Source organism: Clostridioides sp. ES-W-0016-02 (assembly GCF_020641035.1).
Lineage (GTDB): Bacteria > Bacillota > Clostridia > Peptostreptococcales > Peptostreptococcaceae > Clostridioides.
This window is the reverse complement of the sequence record NZ_CP061362.1, coordinates 133,353-154,160: the sequence shown is the minus strand read 5'-3', so window position 1 is coordinate 154,160 and position 20,808 is coordinate 133,353. Positions and strand designations below refer to the sequence as shown.

Annotated in this window: 16 protein-coding genes; 3 read left to right on the top strand and 13 right to left on the bottom strand. The window is 25.4% G+C overall.

The features are described from left to right. Positions 1–35 precede the first annotated feature (35 nt). Positions 36–8,771, bottom strand: a complete 8,736-nt coding sequence (locus IC758_RS20180; RefSeq protein WP_227861016.1) for an immunoglobulin-like domain-containing protein — start codon at positions 8,769–8,771, stop codon at positions 36–38. A 162-nt stretch (positions 8,772–8,933) separates the two neighbouring features. Here IC758_RS20180 and IC758_RS20175 point away from each other — a divergent pair, with 162 nt between their 5' ends. Next, positions 8,934–9,281 carry a DNA-directed RNA polymerase subunit alpha C-terminal domain-containing protein gene (locus IC758_RS20175; RefSeq protein ID WP_227825166.1) on the top strand — a complete coding sequence of 116 codons (348 nt, stop codon included), beginning with the start codon at positions 8,934–8,936 and terminating at the stop codon, positions 9,279–9,281. A gap of 38 nt (positions 9,282–9,319) precedes the next feature. Here IC758_RS20175 and IC758_RS20170 read toward each other — a convergent pair whose 3' ends face one another. From IC758_RS20170 to IC758_RS20120, 11 genes are all read right to left on the bottom strand, one after another. Continuing rightward, on the bottom strand, positions 9,320–9,862 hold the full coding sequence (locus IC758_RS20170) for a hypothetical protein (RefSeq protein WP_227825165.1): 543 nt from the start codon (positions 9,860–9,862) through the stop codon (positions 9,320–9,322). A gap of 13 nt (positions 9,863–9,875) precedes the next feature. After that, complete coding sequence (locus IC758_RS20165) at positions 9,876–10,883, bottom strand: hypothetical protein (RefSeq protein ID WP_227825164.1); 1,008 nt, start codon at positions 10,881–10,883, stop codon at positions 9,876–9,878. A 507-nt stretch (positions 10,884–11,390) separates the two neighbouring features. Beyond that, positions 11,391–11,717 carry a hypothetical protein gene (locus IC758_RS20160; RefSeq protein WP_227825163.1) on the bottom strand — a complete coding sequence of 109 codons (327 nt, stop codon included), beginning with the start codon at positions 11,715–11,717 and terminating at the stop codon, positions 11,391–11,393. Between the two features lie 347 nt (positions 11,718–12,064). Continuing rightward, positions 12,065–12,286, bottom strand: a complete 222-nt coding sequence (locus tag IC758_RS20155) for a hypothetical protein (protein ID WP_227825162.1) — start codon at positions 12,284–12,286, stop codon at positions 12,065–12,067. Between the two features lie 87 nt (positions 12,287–12,373). Beyond that, on the bottom strand, positions 12,374–12,709 hold the full coding sequence (locus IC758_RS20150; protein ID WP_227825161.1) for a hypothetical protein: 336 nt from the start codon (positions 12,707–12,709) through the stop codon (positions 12,374–12,376). 54 nt (positions 12,710–12,763) lie between these two features. After that, on the bottom strand, positions 12,764–14,302 hold the full coding sequence (locus IC758_RS20145; RefSeq protein ID WP_227825160.1) for a hypothetical protein: 1,539 nt from the start codon (positions 14,300–14,302) through the stop codon (positions 12,764–12,766). A gap of 284 nt (positions 14,303–14,586) precedes the next feature. Further along, a complete protein-coding gene (locus tag IC758_RS20140; protein ID WP_227825159.1) occupies positions 14,587–15,138 on the bottom strand; it encodes a hypothetical protein in 552 nt (183 codons plus the stop codon). Positions 15,139–15,215: 77 nt separating this feature from the next. Then, on the bottom strand, positions 15,216–15,716 hold the full coding sequence (nrdG, locus tag IC758_RS20135) for an anaerobic ribonucleoside-triphosphate reductase activating protein (protein WP_227825158.1): 501 nt from the start codon (positions 15,714–15,716) through the stop codon (positions 15,216–15,218). Between the two features lie 140 nt (positions 15,717–15,856). Next, positions 15,857–17,002, bottom strand: coding sequence for a toxic anion resistance protein (locus IC758_RS20130; protein ID WP_227825157.1), 1,146 nt, complete (start codon positions 17,000–17,002; stop codon positions 15,857–15,859). Between the two features lie 34 nt (positions 17,003–17,036). Next, a complete protein-coding gene (locus tag IC758_RS20125) occupies positions 17,037–17,801 on the bottom strand; it encodes a hypothetical protein (protein WP_227825156.1) in 765 nt (254 codons plus the stop codon). Positions 17,802–17,994: 193 nt separating this feature from the next. Further along, complete coding sequence (locus tag IC758_RS20120; RefSeq protein ID WP_227825155.1) at positions 17,995–18,537, bottom strand: DUF2196 domain-containing protein; 543 nt, start codon at positions 18,535–18,537, stop codon at positions 17,995–17,997. Positions 18,538–18,752: 215 nt separating this feature from the next. On the opposite strand from IC758_RS20120, the gene IC758_RS20115 reads away from it, so the two are divergent. Beyond that, the gene (locus IC758_RS20115; RefSeq protein ID WP_227825154.1) at positions 18,753–19,181 is read left to right on the top strand and encodes a hypothetical protein; all 429 of its coding nucleotides are present in this window, start codon (positions 18,753–18,755) and stop codon (positions 19,179–19,181) included. A 32-nt stretch (positions 19,182–19,213) separates the two neighbouring features. Here the strand turns inward: IC758_RS20115 and IC758_RS20110 are convergent, their stop codons facing one another. Continuing rightward, positions 19,214–19,513, bottom strand: a complete 300-nt coding sequence (locus IC758_RS20110) for a hypothetical protein (protein WP_227825153.1) — start codon at positions 19,511–19,513, stop codon at positions 19,214–19,216. 221 nt (positions 19,514–19,734) lie between these two features. On the opposite strand from IC758_RS20110, the gene IC758_RS20105 reads away from it, so the two are divergent. Then, on the top strand, positions 19,735–20,745 hold the full coding sequence (locus tag IC758_RS20105; RefSeq protein ID WP_227825152.1) for an NlpC/P60 family protein: 1,011 nt from the start codon (positions 19,735–19,737) through the stop codon (positions 20,743–20,745). Positions 20,746–20,808: the final 63 nt, after the last annotated feature.

Genomic DNA, 20,808 nt, shown 5'->3' with positions numbered 1-20,808 from the left:
AATACCAAGTGGATATCCACTTGGTATTATTATGTTTATTTTTTCTTCCTATTAAAGAATAATCCTCCTATGGCCAATAATCCTAAAGCTACAGAACTTAATATTCCTTTATCCCCTGTAGAGGGGCTTTTACCATTTGAATCTAAGCTATCAGTATTTGTTTTTTCTTCATTGTTGTAATTATTGTCATCATTGTTATAATTATTGTTATCATCATCATCATTAGGATTTTTATTATCTGGTTCTTTTCCACTATAATCGTCATTGACCACTATTGTTCCATCTGGTCTGATTATAGCTCCATTAATAAATTTATCTGAGCTACCATCTGGTTTAATAACAATTACATTTGGAGGTATTATGATGTTTCCTTCTTCATCTATAGATGGAGTTTCTCCATCTGGCTTTATTACTGTCCCATCTGGTGTTACTATTGAACCATCTGGTTTTATTACATTTCCGTTTTTATCTATATAAATGTCATTTTGTCCATCTCCATCTTGATTATCATCTATGTCAGGTAAATTACTTGAGTTATCTTCATCTTCATCTTGATTAGGCTGATTAGGCTTAGAAGGTATATGGTCTCCTTCTTCCTCTTCGTTGTCGTTTTCGCCCCAATCTGGATTTGGATCTGGTTTTTCTCCAGCCCCATTATCCCAGCCACCTTCATAGACATAAACACCTCTACCACAATAAGAAGTATTTCCATTACTATCTGTTACTTTGTATGTTAAATAATAAATCCCTGGTTTTAAAGTATTAACATATCCACTAACTTTTAATTTATTAGTAATATACCCATCTTCTTCATCATATGCTCTTACATCGCTATAAGGATTAAATTCTGTTCCTACAGCTATATATGCAGGATATGCATATATTTGAGGGAATGCTCCATTGCCTTCAGTATTTGAAGGGTCATTTGAGTCAGAATCCTCCTCTATTTCATAGTCTACAACATGGACAACTCTATTCCATCTAACTCTATTATCTCTTGAATCTCTTACATAATAGCTTACAATATAATCCCCTACTTTACTTGTGTCTAAGTTGGTCGTATATGTTACCTTAGAAGTTAAATCCCCATCTTCTATATCTGTTACTTTAATTCCATCCATAACATTATATTTAGAACCTACTTTTATATAAACTTCTTCATTTAGCATATTTACAACTGGAGCATTATCAATCTTGTCAGGTTTTTTATCTGGTATATTCTCATTAAAATCTGCCACTCTTATAATAGCAGTTTCTTCTGTTAATTGTCCTTTAAAATCCATAACACTATATGTAATAGTATATTCTCCTACTCTATTTACATTTACAAATCCATTAACCTTTATATAGTTAGTTAAATCTTCGCCTTTAAAATCATGAGCTTTTATTCCTTGTAATACATCGAATTTACTATCCACCATGATTACACTATCTTTTACTCCTTCTATTACTGGAGGTCCAATAGGGCTCTCTTCATTTCCAAATTCTCCTAATTCGTAGTGAACAAGTTGGCCAGCATTTCCAAAAGTATCATAGGGAATAAAATGAATGTACTTATAGTCTTCAGGATTAAATTCTATTTCATTTGAAGAAACAGATGTTTTTACTATTCCTGTCTCTAAATTATCTTCTCTTTTGTTGCTTAGTTTCCATCTATAGTATTCTATTTCTCCACTAAATTCAACACCTACATCCCAGTCTCTGCCCTCTTCATCTGTCATATCTCTTACTATTGTATTATCTTTTTTCAATCTTGTTCTAACTTGATAGGTCTGAGATACACCTCTATCTCTTGCATTTATATTTAATTTCATGTGATCATCTATGTTACTTTCTTTTCTTAGAGATACATCACTATTTATATTATTTTCTTCTATGCCGTCTATACTTTCAATATCTTTTTCTTCTACAGGGTTATAATCCTGTTCCTCAGATACGCTATTTTCTTCTTCAGCTTCTTGGTTTTCAGTTATACTGTCTTCTTCCTCTGTAGGTTGTTGTTCTTCTTTATCTTCAGTTACTCCATTTACTTCTGGACCATAGATATCTTTTGTATTATTATCTACAAAAGATAAATCTTCAGTATATCCTATAGTAGAATAATTATCTAAAACACTATTCCACTTTCTTACTTCATAGAAAACATCTTCTCCTAAAACATTTTTATCCCAAGATACAACTACATTGTTATCTTCTTTATTAGCAGTTACTTCTATTTCCATATCTCCATGTACAAGAATATTTCTTTTTACCTCTCTTATATTCCCTGATCTATCTTCTACTTTATAAGTTAATTTGTATTTCCCATTTTTACTTGTATTAACTGAACCTATTACTTGTATTTTGTTTGTTATATCTCCATCTTCCACATCATAAGCAGTTACTCCAGCAAGAGGATTAAAAGATTCTCCCTCTTTTACTCTTTTTGATGTTAATCCTTTAATAACAGGGGCATAATTAGTATCATATTTACCAGTTATTAAATGATGTATTGTCTTACTCACATTTCCATTCTTGTCTATTGCTTTAATATGCAAGAATTTAGATTTATTATTTTTTATATCTATATCTTCTGCATTCTTTATATTAACAGAATTCTTAACTTCTGTATTTTCTTTTTCATCTATTATATAGCTAAATCCAGCTAATCCTGCTGTAACTTTACCATTTCTAATTTCACTGGAATTTATTACATTATTATCTTTATCCAAAGCTTCTACAAAGTATCTATATGTAGTTCCTAAGTCCTTAGACATAACTTTAAGCTTAATCTTATCTGTATTATCTATTTCCTTATTCAATTTTCTTAATATTTCTTTACTTAAAGAAACAACTTTTCTTGTTTTAATAGAATCTTCATTTATTTCTCCTAAATATGTTATAACAGGAGAACTTATATCTGTAGCAGTATTATCTATAAACTGTGTATCATTAAATGTTCCTTTTTCTTCAAAAGAAAACCCATTTTCATTTGTTCTATAAAGAACATATTTAACAGCATTATTAACCTTAGTCCAATTAACTTCTAAATTATTACTTCCTTCTTCTATATTAACTTCCATATCTCCAGTTACATGGACCTGTACAATCTCTTCCACTTGAATACCTTTTGAATCTTCAACTGTGTATTTTATTTTATATACACCCTTTTTATTGTTATTAACTTCACCTTCAACTTTAATTTTATTAGTTAAATCACCATCCTCAAAATCATATGCAGATACTCCTTGTAATTTGTCAAACTCTTCTCCTATGCTAATAACTCTGTTTTTCCCAGGTAAAGTTATTCTTGGCTTATTGTTGTAAGTATCATCGGATAATTTTATGTGCTTAGTTTCTGTTTTATTGCCATTGTTGTCTATTGCATATATATGGAGATAAGTATTATCTGTTACATTTTTAAACTCAAATTTACCATCTGTATTGTTTACTTCTCCACTAATTTCTGTATTTGGACTCTCATCTACTAAATATCTGTATCCTTTAAAACCAGATGTAATTTTTGTCTTTACAGTATTAGAATATGCAGTTTGGTAATTATCTTCATCGTAGCTTTCCACGTTATATTCATATTCTGATCCTAAATCTTCAGAATGAAATTCCATTTTAGCTGTTCTTTCTTTATTTAATATTAAAGAATATTCCATCTTAGGAGAAACTTTATCTTCAGCTAAACTATCACTAAACAAGCTCTCTTTTAAATTATCTTTTATTATTTCAAAAGAATTTTCTTCTTTTCTTAGAATTTTATAATATTCTGCATCTTTATACTTATTCCAATTTAAAACAATATTATCTTTTTTATCTAAATTTAAAACAATATCTTGATTCGCTATAATATTATCCACCTTTACACTATCTTCATACTTACATACTTCATAAGAAGAACCATTATTATTGTCTACATTTTCATATTCCACGACAAATCCTTCTATATCAGTCCAATATGGATCGGGGGCGTTATTTGTATCATTCCATAACCCATTTGAATTTTTAATAGACACCATATAATCTTCTGTTCCTCCGAAGTTGTTTGGTTCTCCAGCACACCAGTTCGTAAATTTAACAAACTCTCCTGTTACCCATTTCCATTGTCCTTCTTTTTCTTCGTCTGTCGCTCCAAGCCAAACCGTTTTTGTTGTTAAAGAATTAAATAAGTTAAGTTCATGCTTTGATTTAATTGTTGCTAAGTGACCTTTTAAACCTTTGTACTCCATTTTTTCAGCTTTTAATTTTGCATTTTTCCAACTAATTCTTCTATCTGCTACAAACTGATAATAATTTCCATTTACAGGATTATATATTATATCATCTACGCTATTATTTTGTAATCTTACATTAAATATAAAACTTGTGCTGTTGTCATGTTCAATTTGTATGGATTTTATTAATTCTTCAGCCTCTTCACGTGAATAATTTCCTGTTAATATTATTTGTTGTCCCTTAGTCGTTTTTTGTACACCTTTATCTTTATATTTTATTAATATACTGTCATTATAACCTTCGCTTATATATAATTTTATCCCACTTATTAGTTCATTGCTATTATTTACAACAGTAGCATTAGGAAAAGAAACAACAAATCTTTTTTTGTTAGGTTCTCCTAAATTAATACTCAAATAATCCAAATTTTCTTTTACTGTTATTTCTTTTATTGCTTTGCTTTCCTGTTGTTTACTATCTTTAACGCTATACTCAATACTCCATTTTCCAAGTACATTTGTATCAAATTGATCAACAATTTTATTAGAAGGATCCTTTATTGTAATACTAATATCTTTAGTCAGATCTCCATCATAATCATCAGTGGCTGTGATATTTTCCATTAAGTTATAATCTTTACCTCTGCTTATACTTATGTTTCCTCCAACATCTAATACTGGAGGCAAATCTTCAAAGATACCACTAATTGGAAGTGTAACTACTTCGCTCTTATTTCCAACCTTATCTAATGAGATTATATGAACATATAATTTACTTGCTAATTCGTTTGCAGGTATAAATCCATCTGTACTATTTATAACATCTCCCAAACTTACTGATGGGGTAGGATTATTACTAACTTCATATGAGTACCCCTTAAATCCTGATTTTATTTCAACCTTTTTCTTATTTGAAATATTAGTCACATCCCCATATTTTGAAACTCCTTCTACATAATATTCGTATGTAGATCCTCTATCCTCTGAATTAAATTGAATCCCTTGTTTTATACCTGTGTCATATAATTGGTACTTTGGAACTGTAGGAGAATTAATGTCTTTTCCATTTACATCTTCAAGATAACTTTCATCTATTTTTTGTGCTAAATAAAAAACAGTATTTGCCAACATATTTTTTTCATCGTTTGTTATACTTTTTCCAGAATGCCCTGTCTGAATCTGTGCTGTATTCCCATGTATACTTAAATAAGCGTTTTGAGATACATTTTTCCCGTTTATCTCTCCTGTAAATCCATTATAATCTTTATTACAATTATAAGGATATACATGTTTTTTAGGATTATGGAATTTTATTATAACATCTTCTTCAAAAGGGAAAGCACTATAATTACTGTGGGAATTTGGTATCTCTAATACATCACCTACTTTTCCTAATTGATTTGGATAATTCAGTGCTTCATGAGATTTATCAATCTCTACTTCATTACTGCAAACCTCAGATGTATTCTTGTATTTATTCATGTAATATTCTTCATTATATTTAGGGAAATTACCTATATTTTCTCCAATATAATGGTGCCCCAGAAGAATTCCAACATTATTTCTTTTAGCCTCATTTATAGCAATCACCGATTTTTCTGGAAGTGCTATAGATGAATTTATATTAGCAAATCCACACGCAATTACATCATATTTATAGTTCCCACTTTCATTTTTTAAATAATAATCTGGGTTATTATTAAAATCAGCATTACTTACAACATCTATATCAATTAAGCCTTGACCAGACTCATTTACCCAATTTTTGAACGTATTTTTAACAGAAACAGTAGGATATATATTTAAAACTTTTACTTTTTCTCCTTTTGCAAAATTGTTTGAAGACATTGTCTGAAAATCGTTTTGTCCTTCTTTTTTCTGCCATATTTTATAGTAATCTATATCTTTTATGTTATTCCAATCAAGTATTACTTTGTTGTTATCTTTATCTACTAAAGCATTAAGCACTATGTCTTGTTTTGCTTTAAGTGGTTCTATCGTTGCAGTATCTTCATACTTAAATTTATCTAAAGTATTAGGATAAGGCAGTTTTTCATCTAAGCCAAATTCTACAATATATCCATCTATTTTCCCCCCACTTGCTATATTAAAATCATCATCCCATAATCTCTGATTATCATTGTAGGAAATAATGTAGTGTTGTTGATTTAAATAATTGTCTGGTCTACCAGGATACCAGTTTGTATATTCAAAAGGTTCTCCTGTAACCCATTTCCAGTTGCCTTCTGCTTCTTCATCAGTTCCACCAAGCCAAACGCAATTAGAAGTTAAATTATGTACTACTTCTTGTTCATTAGCAGAAGTTATTGTTGCTAAATATCCTCGAACTCCTAAAAATTCCTGTTTTTCTGCATCTACTTTTGCTTCTTTCCAAGTTATTCCTGATGCAGAAATAAATTTATAGTAATGATTATTTTCATAGTTGTACACCATATCGTCAACTTCATTTTTACCCAGTCTTACAGTAAATTTAAACTCTTCATTATTTTTATGTTCAATTTTTATAGATTTAATTAATTCTTCTGCCTCATTTATGCTAAATTCATTATTTATCTCTATCACTTGATCTGTTGATACCTTTTCAACTCCATTTAATATATAATGTACTTTAAAAGTATCCTTATTGAAATTTTGAGGGAAATACATTTTTAATCCATCTATTTTTTGTTTTTCATCAGTAGAACTTATTTTTACATTAGGAAATTTCACATACTTACTTGTAACAAGCTCTTTTCCTAAATCTATACTAACATTAAAATCTTTAACTACTCTTAATGTTCTTAAATAGCTTGTAGTATTATCCCCACTATCTTTTACACTATATTTAATTGTCCATTTTCCAAGTATATTTGTATCTAATTCAGAAACACTCTCTCCATTTGGATTCATTATCTCAACAGTTATTTTATCTGTTAAATCTCCATCTATAACATCAGTTGCAGTTACTCCCTTCATAATATCAAACTTGTTATTTTGTAAAATATCTATATTAGCACCTACTTTTAATTCAGGTGATTCATCTTTAAATATTTCTAATTTAAAATCTTTACTTATATTACTATATCGAAGATACAGATTTCTCATATCTAAAGTAGATGAGCTAACAAATTTAATCTCATCATAGTAACCAGGGGCTAAATTGATCATTTCAGCTTCGTTTGAAGAATGTTTTCCTATATCTGTCCAAGTTCCATTCTTTAATCCTTTTACTATGATAATACTATTTCCATTTAAAAAGTAGGCTCCATTTATATAAAGTTCTTTTGTATTCTTTAAAATTAACTGGTTATCTGATCCAGATATAAAATATCCATTACTTCCACTAAACACATTCTCTGCTGTATACTTATCAGCCAAGGAATTCCCTTGTGCTAATACTCCTTCTGGAACATCTTCTGTAAAAGAAAAAGTATCTGGTAATAATGTTATTCTTACATTATTCTCGACCTTATTATCATTATAAATTTTTAAACTTCTAATTATTTCATTTAATTCAGACTCATTACTTACAGTAATTCCACTATCTCCTTCTTTTTCATTATATTTACCATTTTGTATATAAGATATTTTATTTTTATTACTGCTGTTTTTAAAATTAATTAAAAGTTTTACATTATCCCCTTTAGCTGATGCTTCTGTAAAAGAAATACTACCATCATTGTTAATACTTTTTTTCCCTAAATTAAGACTATATTCCGAACGATTGTAATTTATTTTTTCTCTATCACTTTCTTTATTAAATTCTAATTCAGATATAGTACAAGAATCTACCCCAGAATGAGCTTGTTCGATTCGAATACCTTCATACTCTCCAGCTGTGACGTTTACTATTTTTTTACTTTCATCTTTTCCAAACGATGGAGTACCCTCACCTATTTTTGTCCAGCTACCATTTTTTAATCCTTTTATAACAAAATTTTTATTTGCTTTAATAAGTACACTTTCTATATACGTTTTATCTTCAAATAAAATGGTAAATACGCTATTATTTTTATTTATTGCACCATAAAAACTATCACTATTCCCGTCTATTGCTCTTTCAGCCTTATATAATCTTGAAGGTACACCTTCTATACTCTTGTAAAGTGGTAACCCTCCTAATATAATATCAAATCCTAATTTTTTATTATTTTTTGTATCTATTTTTAAAGTTCTTAAAACCTCATTCAATTCATTTTGTGTTTTAACAGGTATTTTTATGTTTTTACCAATTAAAGTTTTTTCTTCCGAATTTAAACTATAAGTAATTGTTACATTTTCATACACATTTCTATTAAAATCAAATCGTAAATAAGTTGGATTATCTATTGTTCCTTTTGCTTCTGGAAAAGTTAAAATCCCATTTGTATCTACATAATTTCCCATATCTAATGAAAAACTTTCACTACTTTTCTCTTTTCCTTCGTTTTGTGCTTTTTTATTTATGGAATTGTTTTCATTGTAAACTATTGCATCTCTCTTTATATTATCTGCAAACACATTATATGGCACATTTGTACTTAAAATTGAAGCAGAAAGAACTATTGAAATTAATTTCTTGTTATCCACAAAACACACTCCTTTTCTTTAAAAATATATACCATTATATGTATATATAGAGTTTTAATAACAATTTATATGTTTTATAGAAAATTTTTTTAGTAGTTCAAACTTTAATTATATTTTTTTATATTTTATATATGATTATAAAAAATATAAAAGGAGAAAAATATGAATCAACTTAAATTATCTAAAAAAATAGTAAATTATCTAATAAAAGCTAATATAAACTCCATTGAAAAGTTAAAAACGATGACATCTAATGATCTTTTAGCAATAAATGGTATTGGACCTAAAAGCTTAGAAGAAATAAAACAAGCCCTTAGTTTACTCCCTAAACCAAATAATGTTACAGAAGGGGTATTTACAAAGAAAAGGTATTTAAAATCTGAAGGAAGAAAAAGTTACAAAAAAAATAAATCTATTGTAAATAAATTAAACGGAAGAGTTGTCGCTTTAGACACTTGTGTAAATGGGATTAGAATAGATAAGAGATACTGCATAATTAAAAATAATTAAAATAAAAAAGCTCAGCATATGCTGAGCTTTTAAGTAGTTTATTGTTTTAAGACATTCTTTAATTTAAAAAAGGTATCTTTTCTAAGAGAACTTAATCTTATTTTAAGCTTCTCTATCTCATTATTTTTATTTTCTACCCTCTTGTATAAACGTCTTAAGCCTTTACTTTTTTCTCTAATAGATTTAATTCTATTTGGTGTTAATTCCTTGTTTTTAATATTATTTATTTCCTTTTCTATTAAAATAATTTTTCCTTTTCTAAATAATATATCCTCTTCTAACCCTATTATTTCATTTTTGTACTTTTCTCCAATACTACTAATTTCTTTATTACACTTTTCCATAACCATATTTAAATTAGCTCTTTTAAAATAAGTTTTATTATAGAGGTCCTTCCTTAATTCTTTGTACCTATCTTGAAACCAAATAGATTCGTAATTACCTCTATTTTTTTTATAACTTATTATATAATACTCTTCATCATGTGGATCAAATATAAAATATGCATTCTTTATATTTATATTATTTCCATCATTTGTTATAAAAATTAACTCCTCTTTATAATTAAAAACTTCACTCATAATAATCCTCCCATTATAAAAATTGTTCTAAGAAATCAAGATATATTTTCCTATGGACATTAACACCTTTCTCTAAATCAAAACCTCCATCTGTATTATAAATTCTATAAATAAATTCTTCTTTAGTAATATTATTTTGGCATCCTATAGTAAATAACCATCTCCCATCTATATAAATCGCTATTACTTTTCTACTTCTAATAGTTTCTTTTAAGATATTATATTTAAACATATCTCTGTTTTTTATTAGTTCAATACAAAAACCATCTATTTTTATAGCTTCTAAACAAATCTCATAAGTCTGGTTTTTTATATATATAATAAAGCTTGGATTATTTTTAATAGTCTCTATAGCTCTTTCCTTTATTGTTCTTTTTAATATATCTCTATCCTTTATTGCATACATTTTAGATAATTCTAAAAGTATTTCTTCTGTATATTTCTCAATAAAAATAATAACGTCTAAATTTTGCTTTATAGCAATAAGATATAATTTATTTTTTTTATATGGAGATAAATTATTATTTATATAAGCTATATTCCATGCTTCTTGTCCAACTGCTTCTAAGCACAAATTATAAACTTGCTTATCTGTAAGGTTTAACAAATCCCAGTTCATATATTTTAAAACTTCTCCAAAGCTTGTTATTGCCTCAAGGCAAATAAGATAGATTTGCTTCTCTGAAAGATTTTTTACTATTTGAGCCCAATGTATATTCTTAAATGCCCAACGGTTTCTCTTTACTGCCTCTATACATATCTCCATAATATCTTCTGTTTTTAAATTAAGCTTATTCCAATTTATATACTTTATACTATCTCCATTTTTCCTTACAGCAGTTAAACAGATTTGTTTAATCTCTTCTTCTAATAGCGTCATGCTATCCCATCTTACATATTCTAAAGCCCTCCCATTCTCTTTTAATGCTTCAATACATACCCTATAATCTTGGTTCTTTATACACTTTAAATATATGCCATTTTTCATTGCTATTTTTAAATCTATTTCATACTGGTTCATACACTCTCTCCTTCTAATAGATTATTTTTTATATAAACTTTTTAACTATTTAGTATAGTTTTATGTTAATATTTTTATAATCTAAAAGGATTGTTTTTATTAGATTGTTTTATGTTTTTAAATAAATAAATATATATTATTTTATTTTTTATTTATTTTCGCATTTTTTAAATGTTATAAATTATCACATAATATTTTTTATTGTATTTATTGTATTTATAAAACATTTTTCGATATATATGTACACAAAAAAAAGATTATATTATATAATCTTTTTTTGTGTACATATATATTAAAACATTATTAGATAGCTTGGTATTTATTAATTAACCAGCTAAATTCAGTTGTTCTTTTAGGTTTAGGGCCTAAAAAACCTAAAAAATTTGCCCTCAAGGATCCCGCAGTGATGATTCTATCATTCTTACTCTAACTTCTTGGAACCTATTTTATCTTTACTTTATTATGTTTTTCTAAAAAAACAAAACAAGAAGGTTTATAATAATTATTTTAATTATCTGTTTCACATAAAAAACAAATTTCTTGTGATATACATTCACTCATAAAGTATATTTTTAAAAAAATACTTTTATAAGATATCTCAATTTGTTCATCTTTTATAAAAGAGAATACTCTCTCTAATAGTTTTTTATAATTATTATCACTTAAGTCTTTTAAACTCTCTTTTGATAACTCTTTTTTTATATATATTTTCAATTTATTAAAAGACTTATAAAATTCATCCATATTAACATTAGATTCGCAACTATTTTTGTTTTTTAAAGTTGTTACCATATTGTAAAGCTTGTCTATCTTTTCTATGTTATATGTATCCATTTTATCATTCCTCCAGTTATGTGTTTAAAATAAGCTTATAATTACTTAACTATTAGTTATAATAACATATAAATTATATTATAGTATAAGCTTTTTTATTCATTCTTTATATAAAATTTTATCATTTTTGTTGTTTATAAGCAATAAAAATGATAAAATTTTTAATTTAATTTGAGAATAATATTATTTTAAGATAAGTTGGATAGTGCTTATAGACTTTTGGCACATTAATACTACTGTAGAGAATTGACTTTGTTTTTAATATGAGATATTTAATTTTTAAAAAAAGGAGTTTTCTTAAAATTGATTTTTCTGATAAAACTCCTTTTATCTACAAACATAGAATTTTATTCACTCTTAGATTTTTTTCTATTTTCAAAAAAACTTAATCCAAGTTGAAATATTATAAATCCAGTTGTTATACCTAATGCACTTACTGGTATTGATTTTATATTATCGAAATTTCTTAGAGCAGAAAAACATAACAATACCATAGATACAGTAGCCAAAAAAATAGCAACTTGTTTTAATGGTATTGAAATTTTTAATTCTAATTCTACATCTTTCATAATATCATTCCTTTCCAATAGTTAATATATTTTAATTATATCTAAACATAAGTTAAAGAATAGGACTATTCCTCCCGACCATAATAATTAAAACAGCCCTATCTCAGCCAATGAGTCATAGATATAATCAAATTCGTCTAAGTCATTAAAATAATTTTTAAGAACAAACAAAGGGATATAAAACTCAACAGCGTTATTATCCTTTATCTGTTTTATTACTTTATATTTTTCGCCACCAAAAACAACGTATTTTTTCTTCACATTATTATTAGATATATAATATATAACTAAATCATCTTTAACTTGTCTTAATGGACGTTTATAAGAAGGCATAGAAAAGATATCTTCTACTTTCAGTCCTCCACCTATACTTTTTTTAAGAACCTTTTTTTCTTTTAACGCTTCAAGTAAATTATTTTTCATTTTGTTTTACTCCAATTTAAACATCTTTAATTTAGATATTTTCTTATTTTAAGATTATATTATGCTAATTTCTACCTTATCTTTTTTTAAAGGTTCTGTAATTAATCCTAATTCTAATAATAGTTTTGAATAAGAGCCATATTTCTTAATTAAATAATTGATATGAACTCCACTATCTTTAAGACTTCGGATAGTTGGTTTTTTACCCAGAGCTTGTGCCATTTCTAAAATTATCCTCTTACTTTCTTCCAGCTCTGCATCTGTATATTTATTTTTTAAAGGCTCTGTAATTAATCCTAATTCTAATAATAACTTTGAATAAGATCCATATCTATTAATTAAATAATTTATGCGAACTCCATTGTCTTTAAGATCTTGAATAGTTGGAATTTTACCCAAAGATTGTGTCATTTCTAAAATTATTCTCTTACTTTCTTTTATTTCTGTATTTGTGTACTTGCTTCGTTTTGGCAATTTAAGTTTTGCTTTTATTTCTCCCCAATTACCAAATTTCCTAAAAAATGTTGCTGTTTTTATTCCATATTCCTTAAGCTCTCGTATAATTGGAGTTTTATCAAGTATCTGGTAAACTTCCATTATTTCTTTCATAGTTTTATCTCTAAATATTTTTTCTTTTTCCTCTTTAATAGTTTTAGCTTTCTCTACAATAGCTTTCAAGTTAAGGCTATCTATCATATTTTCATAACTTCCATAATAAGAAAATAAAATTTTAATTGGAATCTTATAAAAAACAAGACGAGTCATACTTGGCACTTTAATTTTATTTTTTGTTAATTTTATTATCTCATTATTAAATACTTCTATATCATATTCTTCTATTTTTAGTTTTTTATATGCTTCTTTAAGGCTTCCATAAGTCTTTTTCAATAGATTAACATCTACTCCTCTTTTTTTCAGAAGAAGCTCAGATGGTGCCCTTTTGTACTTATTTTCATTTTTAATGTCTAATATTTCTTTTTTTATATTTTTTATCTTATCTTCATCAAATTTAGAAACAATTGACTCTAAATTCAATTCTTTTTTTATTTTTTCCCAACTACCCATTACTCTCATTAATTTATTTATTTTTATTCCATTTTTCAATAGTTGTTTGTGTGTTGGAATACATTTCTTGTTATTTGTTAAATCTAATATTTTTTCTATTATTTCCTCTATCTCTTTTATATTCGATACTTTTTCCAAAAGTATCGCATTTTTATCCTTATTTTTTTCAAGTAAAGGATTTTCTATTACTACATCTGTTTTTAACTTACTCTTTACAGTACTCCATTTACCATACTTTTTTAGTAAAGGTTTTATATTTATATTATTTTCTTTAAGTTCTTCTCTGTTAGGTATTTTACCTAATCTATCTCTTAATTCTTCAACTTCTTTTAACACATCTTCTGCGTTATTTGTTTTATTTATAAAGCCAAGATTTTCTAAAACTTTATTCCAACTTCCATAAATTTGATGTAACTGTTTTACATCAGAATTATTTAAATCACTAAAACTTGGCACATAACCATTTTCATTTATAAAATTATTTATTATATTTTTTGTATATTCTACATATCCACTTGGTACAAACATAAAATTTTCCTCCTTTATAATAAACCGTTCACTAATTTTTTAAATTCGCTCTTAAAATTTATATTCATAGTTTTCAAAAAAATTACTATTACTTAAATTCCTATTTAGCGACTTATTCATTTAAATATATGCATTAATTAAATTTAAATTTACTAAGTATCCAAAGTTAATCAATATATACATTTTTATCTTATTTACTAATTATTATACCATAACAATGTCAAAAAAAATACTTGTAAAATTTTTAAATTTTACAAGTATCTTTTTTCTTTCTATTTTTTATATTAAATTAATTGTAATTTATTTATATCATTTTCTTTTAGAAATAATTCTATATTCTTATTATATACATATAACACTACTTTTTTCTTTTCTATTTTTGGCACTACAGTAACATCTTTTCTTTCAGGAAACATATTTTTATAAATTTCTGTAGTTTCTACTATTAAATTAATCTTAGCTAATTTCAAATTTTCTTTATTTAATTTGTTCATATGCATTAGAGCAATTCTATTTGCTAAATAAAATTCTAACTCTGGATCTTCGACACATTGTTTATTATCTTGTTTTACAATTATTCCTAATATCTTAATTGTCCTATAAATATCATTGAGAGGTATATTAAACATAACTGAAAGTTCAGTTATTTCATCAACATAAATTTCTCCTTTCTTCATTTTCTCACTCCAAAACACATTTAATCTATTTTTCTTACTACTATCTTCTTCATTTTTATCATCATTAGTCTTAGTCTCTATAGCTTGGACAACCACCTCAACAATATCTTTCATCATTTTTTCTAAAGAAGCACTTCCTTCACAAATTATTTTATGCATAATAATACCTTCCTTTTCATTTTATATTATATATAATACCTTTTTTATTGTTTATAGTCAACGTAATTTGTATTTTTTTATAATATTTTTTCTATTTTTCCATTTTTTAAATAAATTAACCTTTGATTATACGAACCTCTAAACTTATAATTAATAGATTTTTTATCTAAGTCAAACTTACCATCAACTAAAACATCAATTAACTTAATAACTTTAAAAGATATCACTTCTTCATAGTTATATCCAGTATATAACCATATATCAAAATTATATTCTTTTAATTTTTTTCTAATGTCTTTAATAATGTACTCTAATTCTTCTTTTTGTAAAAGGGGATCTCCTCCACTAAATGTTATACCTTTATAATAGCCATTACATTTTTTATATTTTTCTACTATGAAGTTAACAATCTCCTCATTTGAGTACATAACACCACTGTTTATATCCCAAGTTTCTGGATTATGGCAACCTCTACATCTATGCTGGCATCCTGCAAGAAATATAACTAATCTTAAGCCTGTCCCATCAACTATACTTTCAAATATACATTCTTCTTTATTCTTAGCTAAAACAATCATATTCTTACCCCCTTATATCATTATTTAATATATTAATACTAATTTTTTATATATTATAGATAATGAATATATTAATAATTCATATAAAAACAATAAAATAGCAATTGATTATTAAATGTAACAACCAATTGCTATTTTATCTATATATTAAATTTTTCAACTCCAAAATCACCTTTATTAGAAGCTATTTTAGGACCTGAAGCTCCTTGAGTTAAAATTCCCATTTTTAATTCTTCTAATCTACTTGCATTTCCTTTAAAATTTGACTTATTCTCTATTTCAATTCTTCTACATTCGTCTATCCCTTCCATAATTTTTTTATAAGAAGTCTCTAATGAATCTAAACTAATTTGACTATTACCTGCTAACTTTGATATTCCAGGAGCTTGTTTAGATAAATGTTCAGCATTTTGTATTAGAAAATCATTAGTCATATTTCTAACGCTTTCAATATCTTTATACATTTTTTCTTGTTTTTTCAATACTATCGCATTTATTAAACATTGTTTGAATATAGGTAAGGTAATTATAAAAGAAGATTTTATTGCTCTCATAAGGTCAAAATTACCTTTTTGCATTTGCTGGATCATCGGAATGTTCTGTAGAGATATATTTTCAGCTATTTTTAAATCATAGACCCTTTGCTCTAACATATCTCTATTATTTTTTAAAATATTAATCTTTTGTAAAGATATATTTTCTCCTGAGTTTAATGCTTTTTCTTCTAAACTTGGAATTAATTCATTATCTAATTTTTCTAAAGCCATTTCGCCAGCTACTATATATTTTTCTAAATCTCGGTAGTATATAATATTAGATTCATACAAGTTAGTTAAATTCTTTATTTGCTCTTTTATATCAACTTCATGTTTTTTTAAATCTAAGTAAATTTTATCAACTTCATTTCCAATTGTTGTACATCTATCCACTATATTATCAAAAGAGCTTTGGGCTTTATTAAACATCTTCTTAAGAAATCCCTTTTCCTCTTTTTGCAAGTCTTGTAAGTCAAAACCTTTAAATGTTTTATTTAATTTATTTAATATAGCTCCTATATCTTTTTCTTTTTGGATTTTTTGAGTTGTGCTTAAAATTTCATCAGACAACCTTGAAATCGAATTCGCAGATTTATCTCCAAATGCTAAAATATTCTCAATCTCACTTATGTCTATTTTAGTCATTATACATTTCACATCTTTATCATTTCGTAGATTTAGTTTATATTCTTCTGTAAACTTCACTGCATACTCATTAACTGACACTTCATTTAAAACTAAACTTTCCATTTTTTATCCTCCTTTTAATTATCTCCTAATCAAACTATTTCATAAAAACTGCTTTTTCTTCTATTACATCTTTATTTATTCGCTTTAATAAATCTCCACATTTTTTTAGTTCATTTAAATTATTTTCTTCTTCCATAGAAAAACTCTTTTCATTTTGTGCCCTATAATTTAAATCATGAAGCAATTTTACAAATGCTAAGATTGCTTCATTCTTAGCATTTATAACTTTTTCTTTTTCATTAAGACTATAATTTCCTGATATTATTTTATTGTTTTTATCTACTAACTCCTTTAAATTCAAGAACGTTTCAATTATAACTATATAATACTTATTTTTACAGTTGACCTCTATATCCTCAACATAAGTACGAGTTTTATAATTTAAACTCGACCCATCTAAATTATTAATAATAAATTTTTTTATACATAAGAAATCAATAAATTCAAACAAGATTTTTTCTCTATAGTTATTTAGATTATTTATTTCTTTTTTATAATCAGTATTTATACAAAATAATCCAAGTATTGGTACTAAATACTTCCACTTAAAACAAATATCTAACTTATCTAATGTTATTCCTATTAAAACTGTTTTATATTCTTCAGTAACTTCAATAATCTCTTTATTAATAGCTTTTTCTAATTTTACACAATTCAAAGTCAAAAAAATAAATTGAATAAACCTTGATAAAACTACAATAAAAAAAATAAGTAAAGCTAAGTTTGTTGAAAACATTAATACAATCAAAAGGATTATAACTTCTATCATTATCCCAAATAATAGAAATAACTGTTCCACAATGTCCTCAAATTTATCGACTATTAGTTCTATTAATATACCTATTACAAACACATCCTTACTTTATATAGTCATTTCGTAAATATGCTCCTATCATTTTTTACATAATTATATCTTTATAATTATAAATCCTATTTATAACTTACTATTTAATAAAAATTATAACATTTATATTGTTTATATTCAACGTATTTTATCTTTTTAGATATATTTCAAGTTCCAACAATTTTTCTTTTGTTATTTTTCTTTTCTTATTGATAGAAAAAGCTTTTACATTACTCTCTTTAAAATTATCTGTTATAAATTTCTTTCTGCTAATTGGCTTTAATACATAATTCTTATCACTTATCTTATTTAGTTCTTTTTTTGCCATTTCAAGATCATCAAATAAATATGCTAAATTTTCATAGTTGCCAGATATCTTATTTAAATGTCTAACAACAAGAAATTTTTTATTTGACTTATCCCAAATAGAATAGATTTTAGATTCATTTATAAATAAATTGTAAAATTTGAAATTTTCTTTTTTCAACTGATTTTTATTGACTATATCTTTAACAGCTCCTTTTTTCCCATTTGTTAACTCAACAATTATTCCTCCTTTTTTATCTTTTTTTGAAATGATGGTATCTACATACCCCCTTGTTAGCTTCTGCGACTCTTTGTCTTCTTTGGCCACTATTTCTACTAAAAGGCCTTTAAATATATTATCTAATTTACTTGTATCTACATACATTTATTTATTGCTATTTTATCTATAAAATAGCAAACTCTCACCCCCATAACTTTATAATTTTGTTATATCTTATAAATTATAAATCGCAATTTTATTCTTTATATATGCACTATAAAACAGCATATAAGTTGAATAAAAAAAAATTATAGGAACTATATTATCTAATAATAGTAAAAGTTTTTTATTTTAAAAATTTATAAAAAGGTGATGATTTTATGTTAAAAGAGCTTAATGAAATTTTAAAAAACTCTATTCTAAAAAAATTTCTAATTGAAATTTTAAAAAATTATAAGATTATGGTAATAACGAAAGAAAGAAATGATTATAAATACACATTGTACTCTTATACTGAATTAGAAGGTATTTATATAGAGATAAGAGAGGGGATATCTTTTGAATACTTTGAGTATTTATCTAAAAATGAACCTACAGAGTGTTTGAATTATTTAATATATAGTAATAATATGTATTATAATAATGCAAATTTTAATACACTATATAATCTTATAAAAAAATTTAATCTAAAAGACATAAGTGATTTTTATAGGATATTTAACTCCTATAAAGAAGATGAAAGTGAAGCCTTAAAAGATTATCTGTTATACAATAGCTCTATAAATACATATTTATTAAATAAGATATAAGTTTTTTACTTATATCTTATTTAATATTACAATTAAAATATGTTATCTATAATTGGGATTATAAATGTAGTATTATTTATCTTGAGTAATTCTATCTTATTCTCTTCCAATAAATTTTTTAACATATACTTTGTAGCTGTTTTAGATACATTTAAATTTATTGCCAGGTCTTTTACCTTATATTCTGTATAGCCTTCTGCCATATAAAAAAGCCTACTTAACTTTTCTTTAATAACAATATCACTTTCTTCATTTAGTATTTCTTTTAATATTATAGAAATACTACTATTTTTCTTACTGTAATTATATTTTATTAGTTCTAATAATTCCATTTATCTAATAATCAATTGAATATGGTTTTAGCAATTCAATTAAATATTTACCTCCTCTCGTTTTTAATACATTTTATTATTAAGTTATTAAATTTATTCTTTTTTAGTATAAGTAATAATATTAATATTTTAATAGTTGCTATTATTCATATATTTATTATATTTTATTTCTATTCTGATTAAATATAATAAATATTAACTTTGTATTTGGAGGAAATTAAATGAAAATAAAAAAGAAAATAATTAGTATAATATCGCTAATAATAATTGGGGCTAATCTATTGCCAGGAGTAGCGTATGCTTCTCCAAAAGAAGATTTGGAAGAGAAAGTCCAGATATTAAACAGTAATATAACCGATAATATAATAAGAATTAAAGATTTAGAAGAAAAAATATCTATTACAGAAAAAGAAATTTTAGATAAACAACATAAAATAATAGATATAAAAAAAGAATATAATACTAAAAAAATTCAACTTGAAATGTGTAATGATTCTAAATTAAGCAAGTCAATAAAGGGTAATGATTTTAAAGTATTAGAACTTATTTTGAAAAGTGACAGTGTAAGTGAGTTACTACAAAACATAGAACTTTCAAAGGTTATAATAAAACAAAACAACAAAACTTTAAAACTTTTAAATGTAAAAGAGGAACAACTAAATGAATTACAAGATTCATTAAAGAATAAATCAGAGAATTTAAATAAGGATAAAAAGAATTTAAAAAAAGAACAAAATTCTTTAAATAATTCTAAAAAAGAAGCTGAGCTTGCTTTAAATAATTTAATTCAAGAGGAAAAAATAAATAAAAGAAATCAAGTGGATCCAATGGAATTTAAAGATTTAGATTTTAAACTTCCTGACCCTAATGCAACTCCATCTGAAAAAGCAGAATTACTAATAAACAATGCAAAAAAATTTTTAGGTCTATCTTATGTTTGGGGAGGGACAACACCTTCTGGATTTGATTGCTCTGGATTAACACAATATGTTTATAGAAGCATTGGAATAAATATACCCAGAGTTGCAAGAGACCAACAATTAGATGGAAATCAAGTTAAAATTGATGAACTATTACCAGGAGATCTTATATTTTTTGGATATCCAGCTCATCATGTAGGCTTTTATATTGGGAATGGAGAATATCTCCATGCTCCTCGAACTGGAGATGTAATAAAAATATCTCAAATTGATTGGAACAAAGTTTCTTCTGCTACAAGATTTATAGAGTAGTTTATTTTTAATTTTCTTTATATTATTTCACCATTTCTGTTGACTATATAAAATTTTTTAACT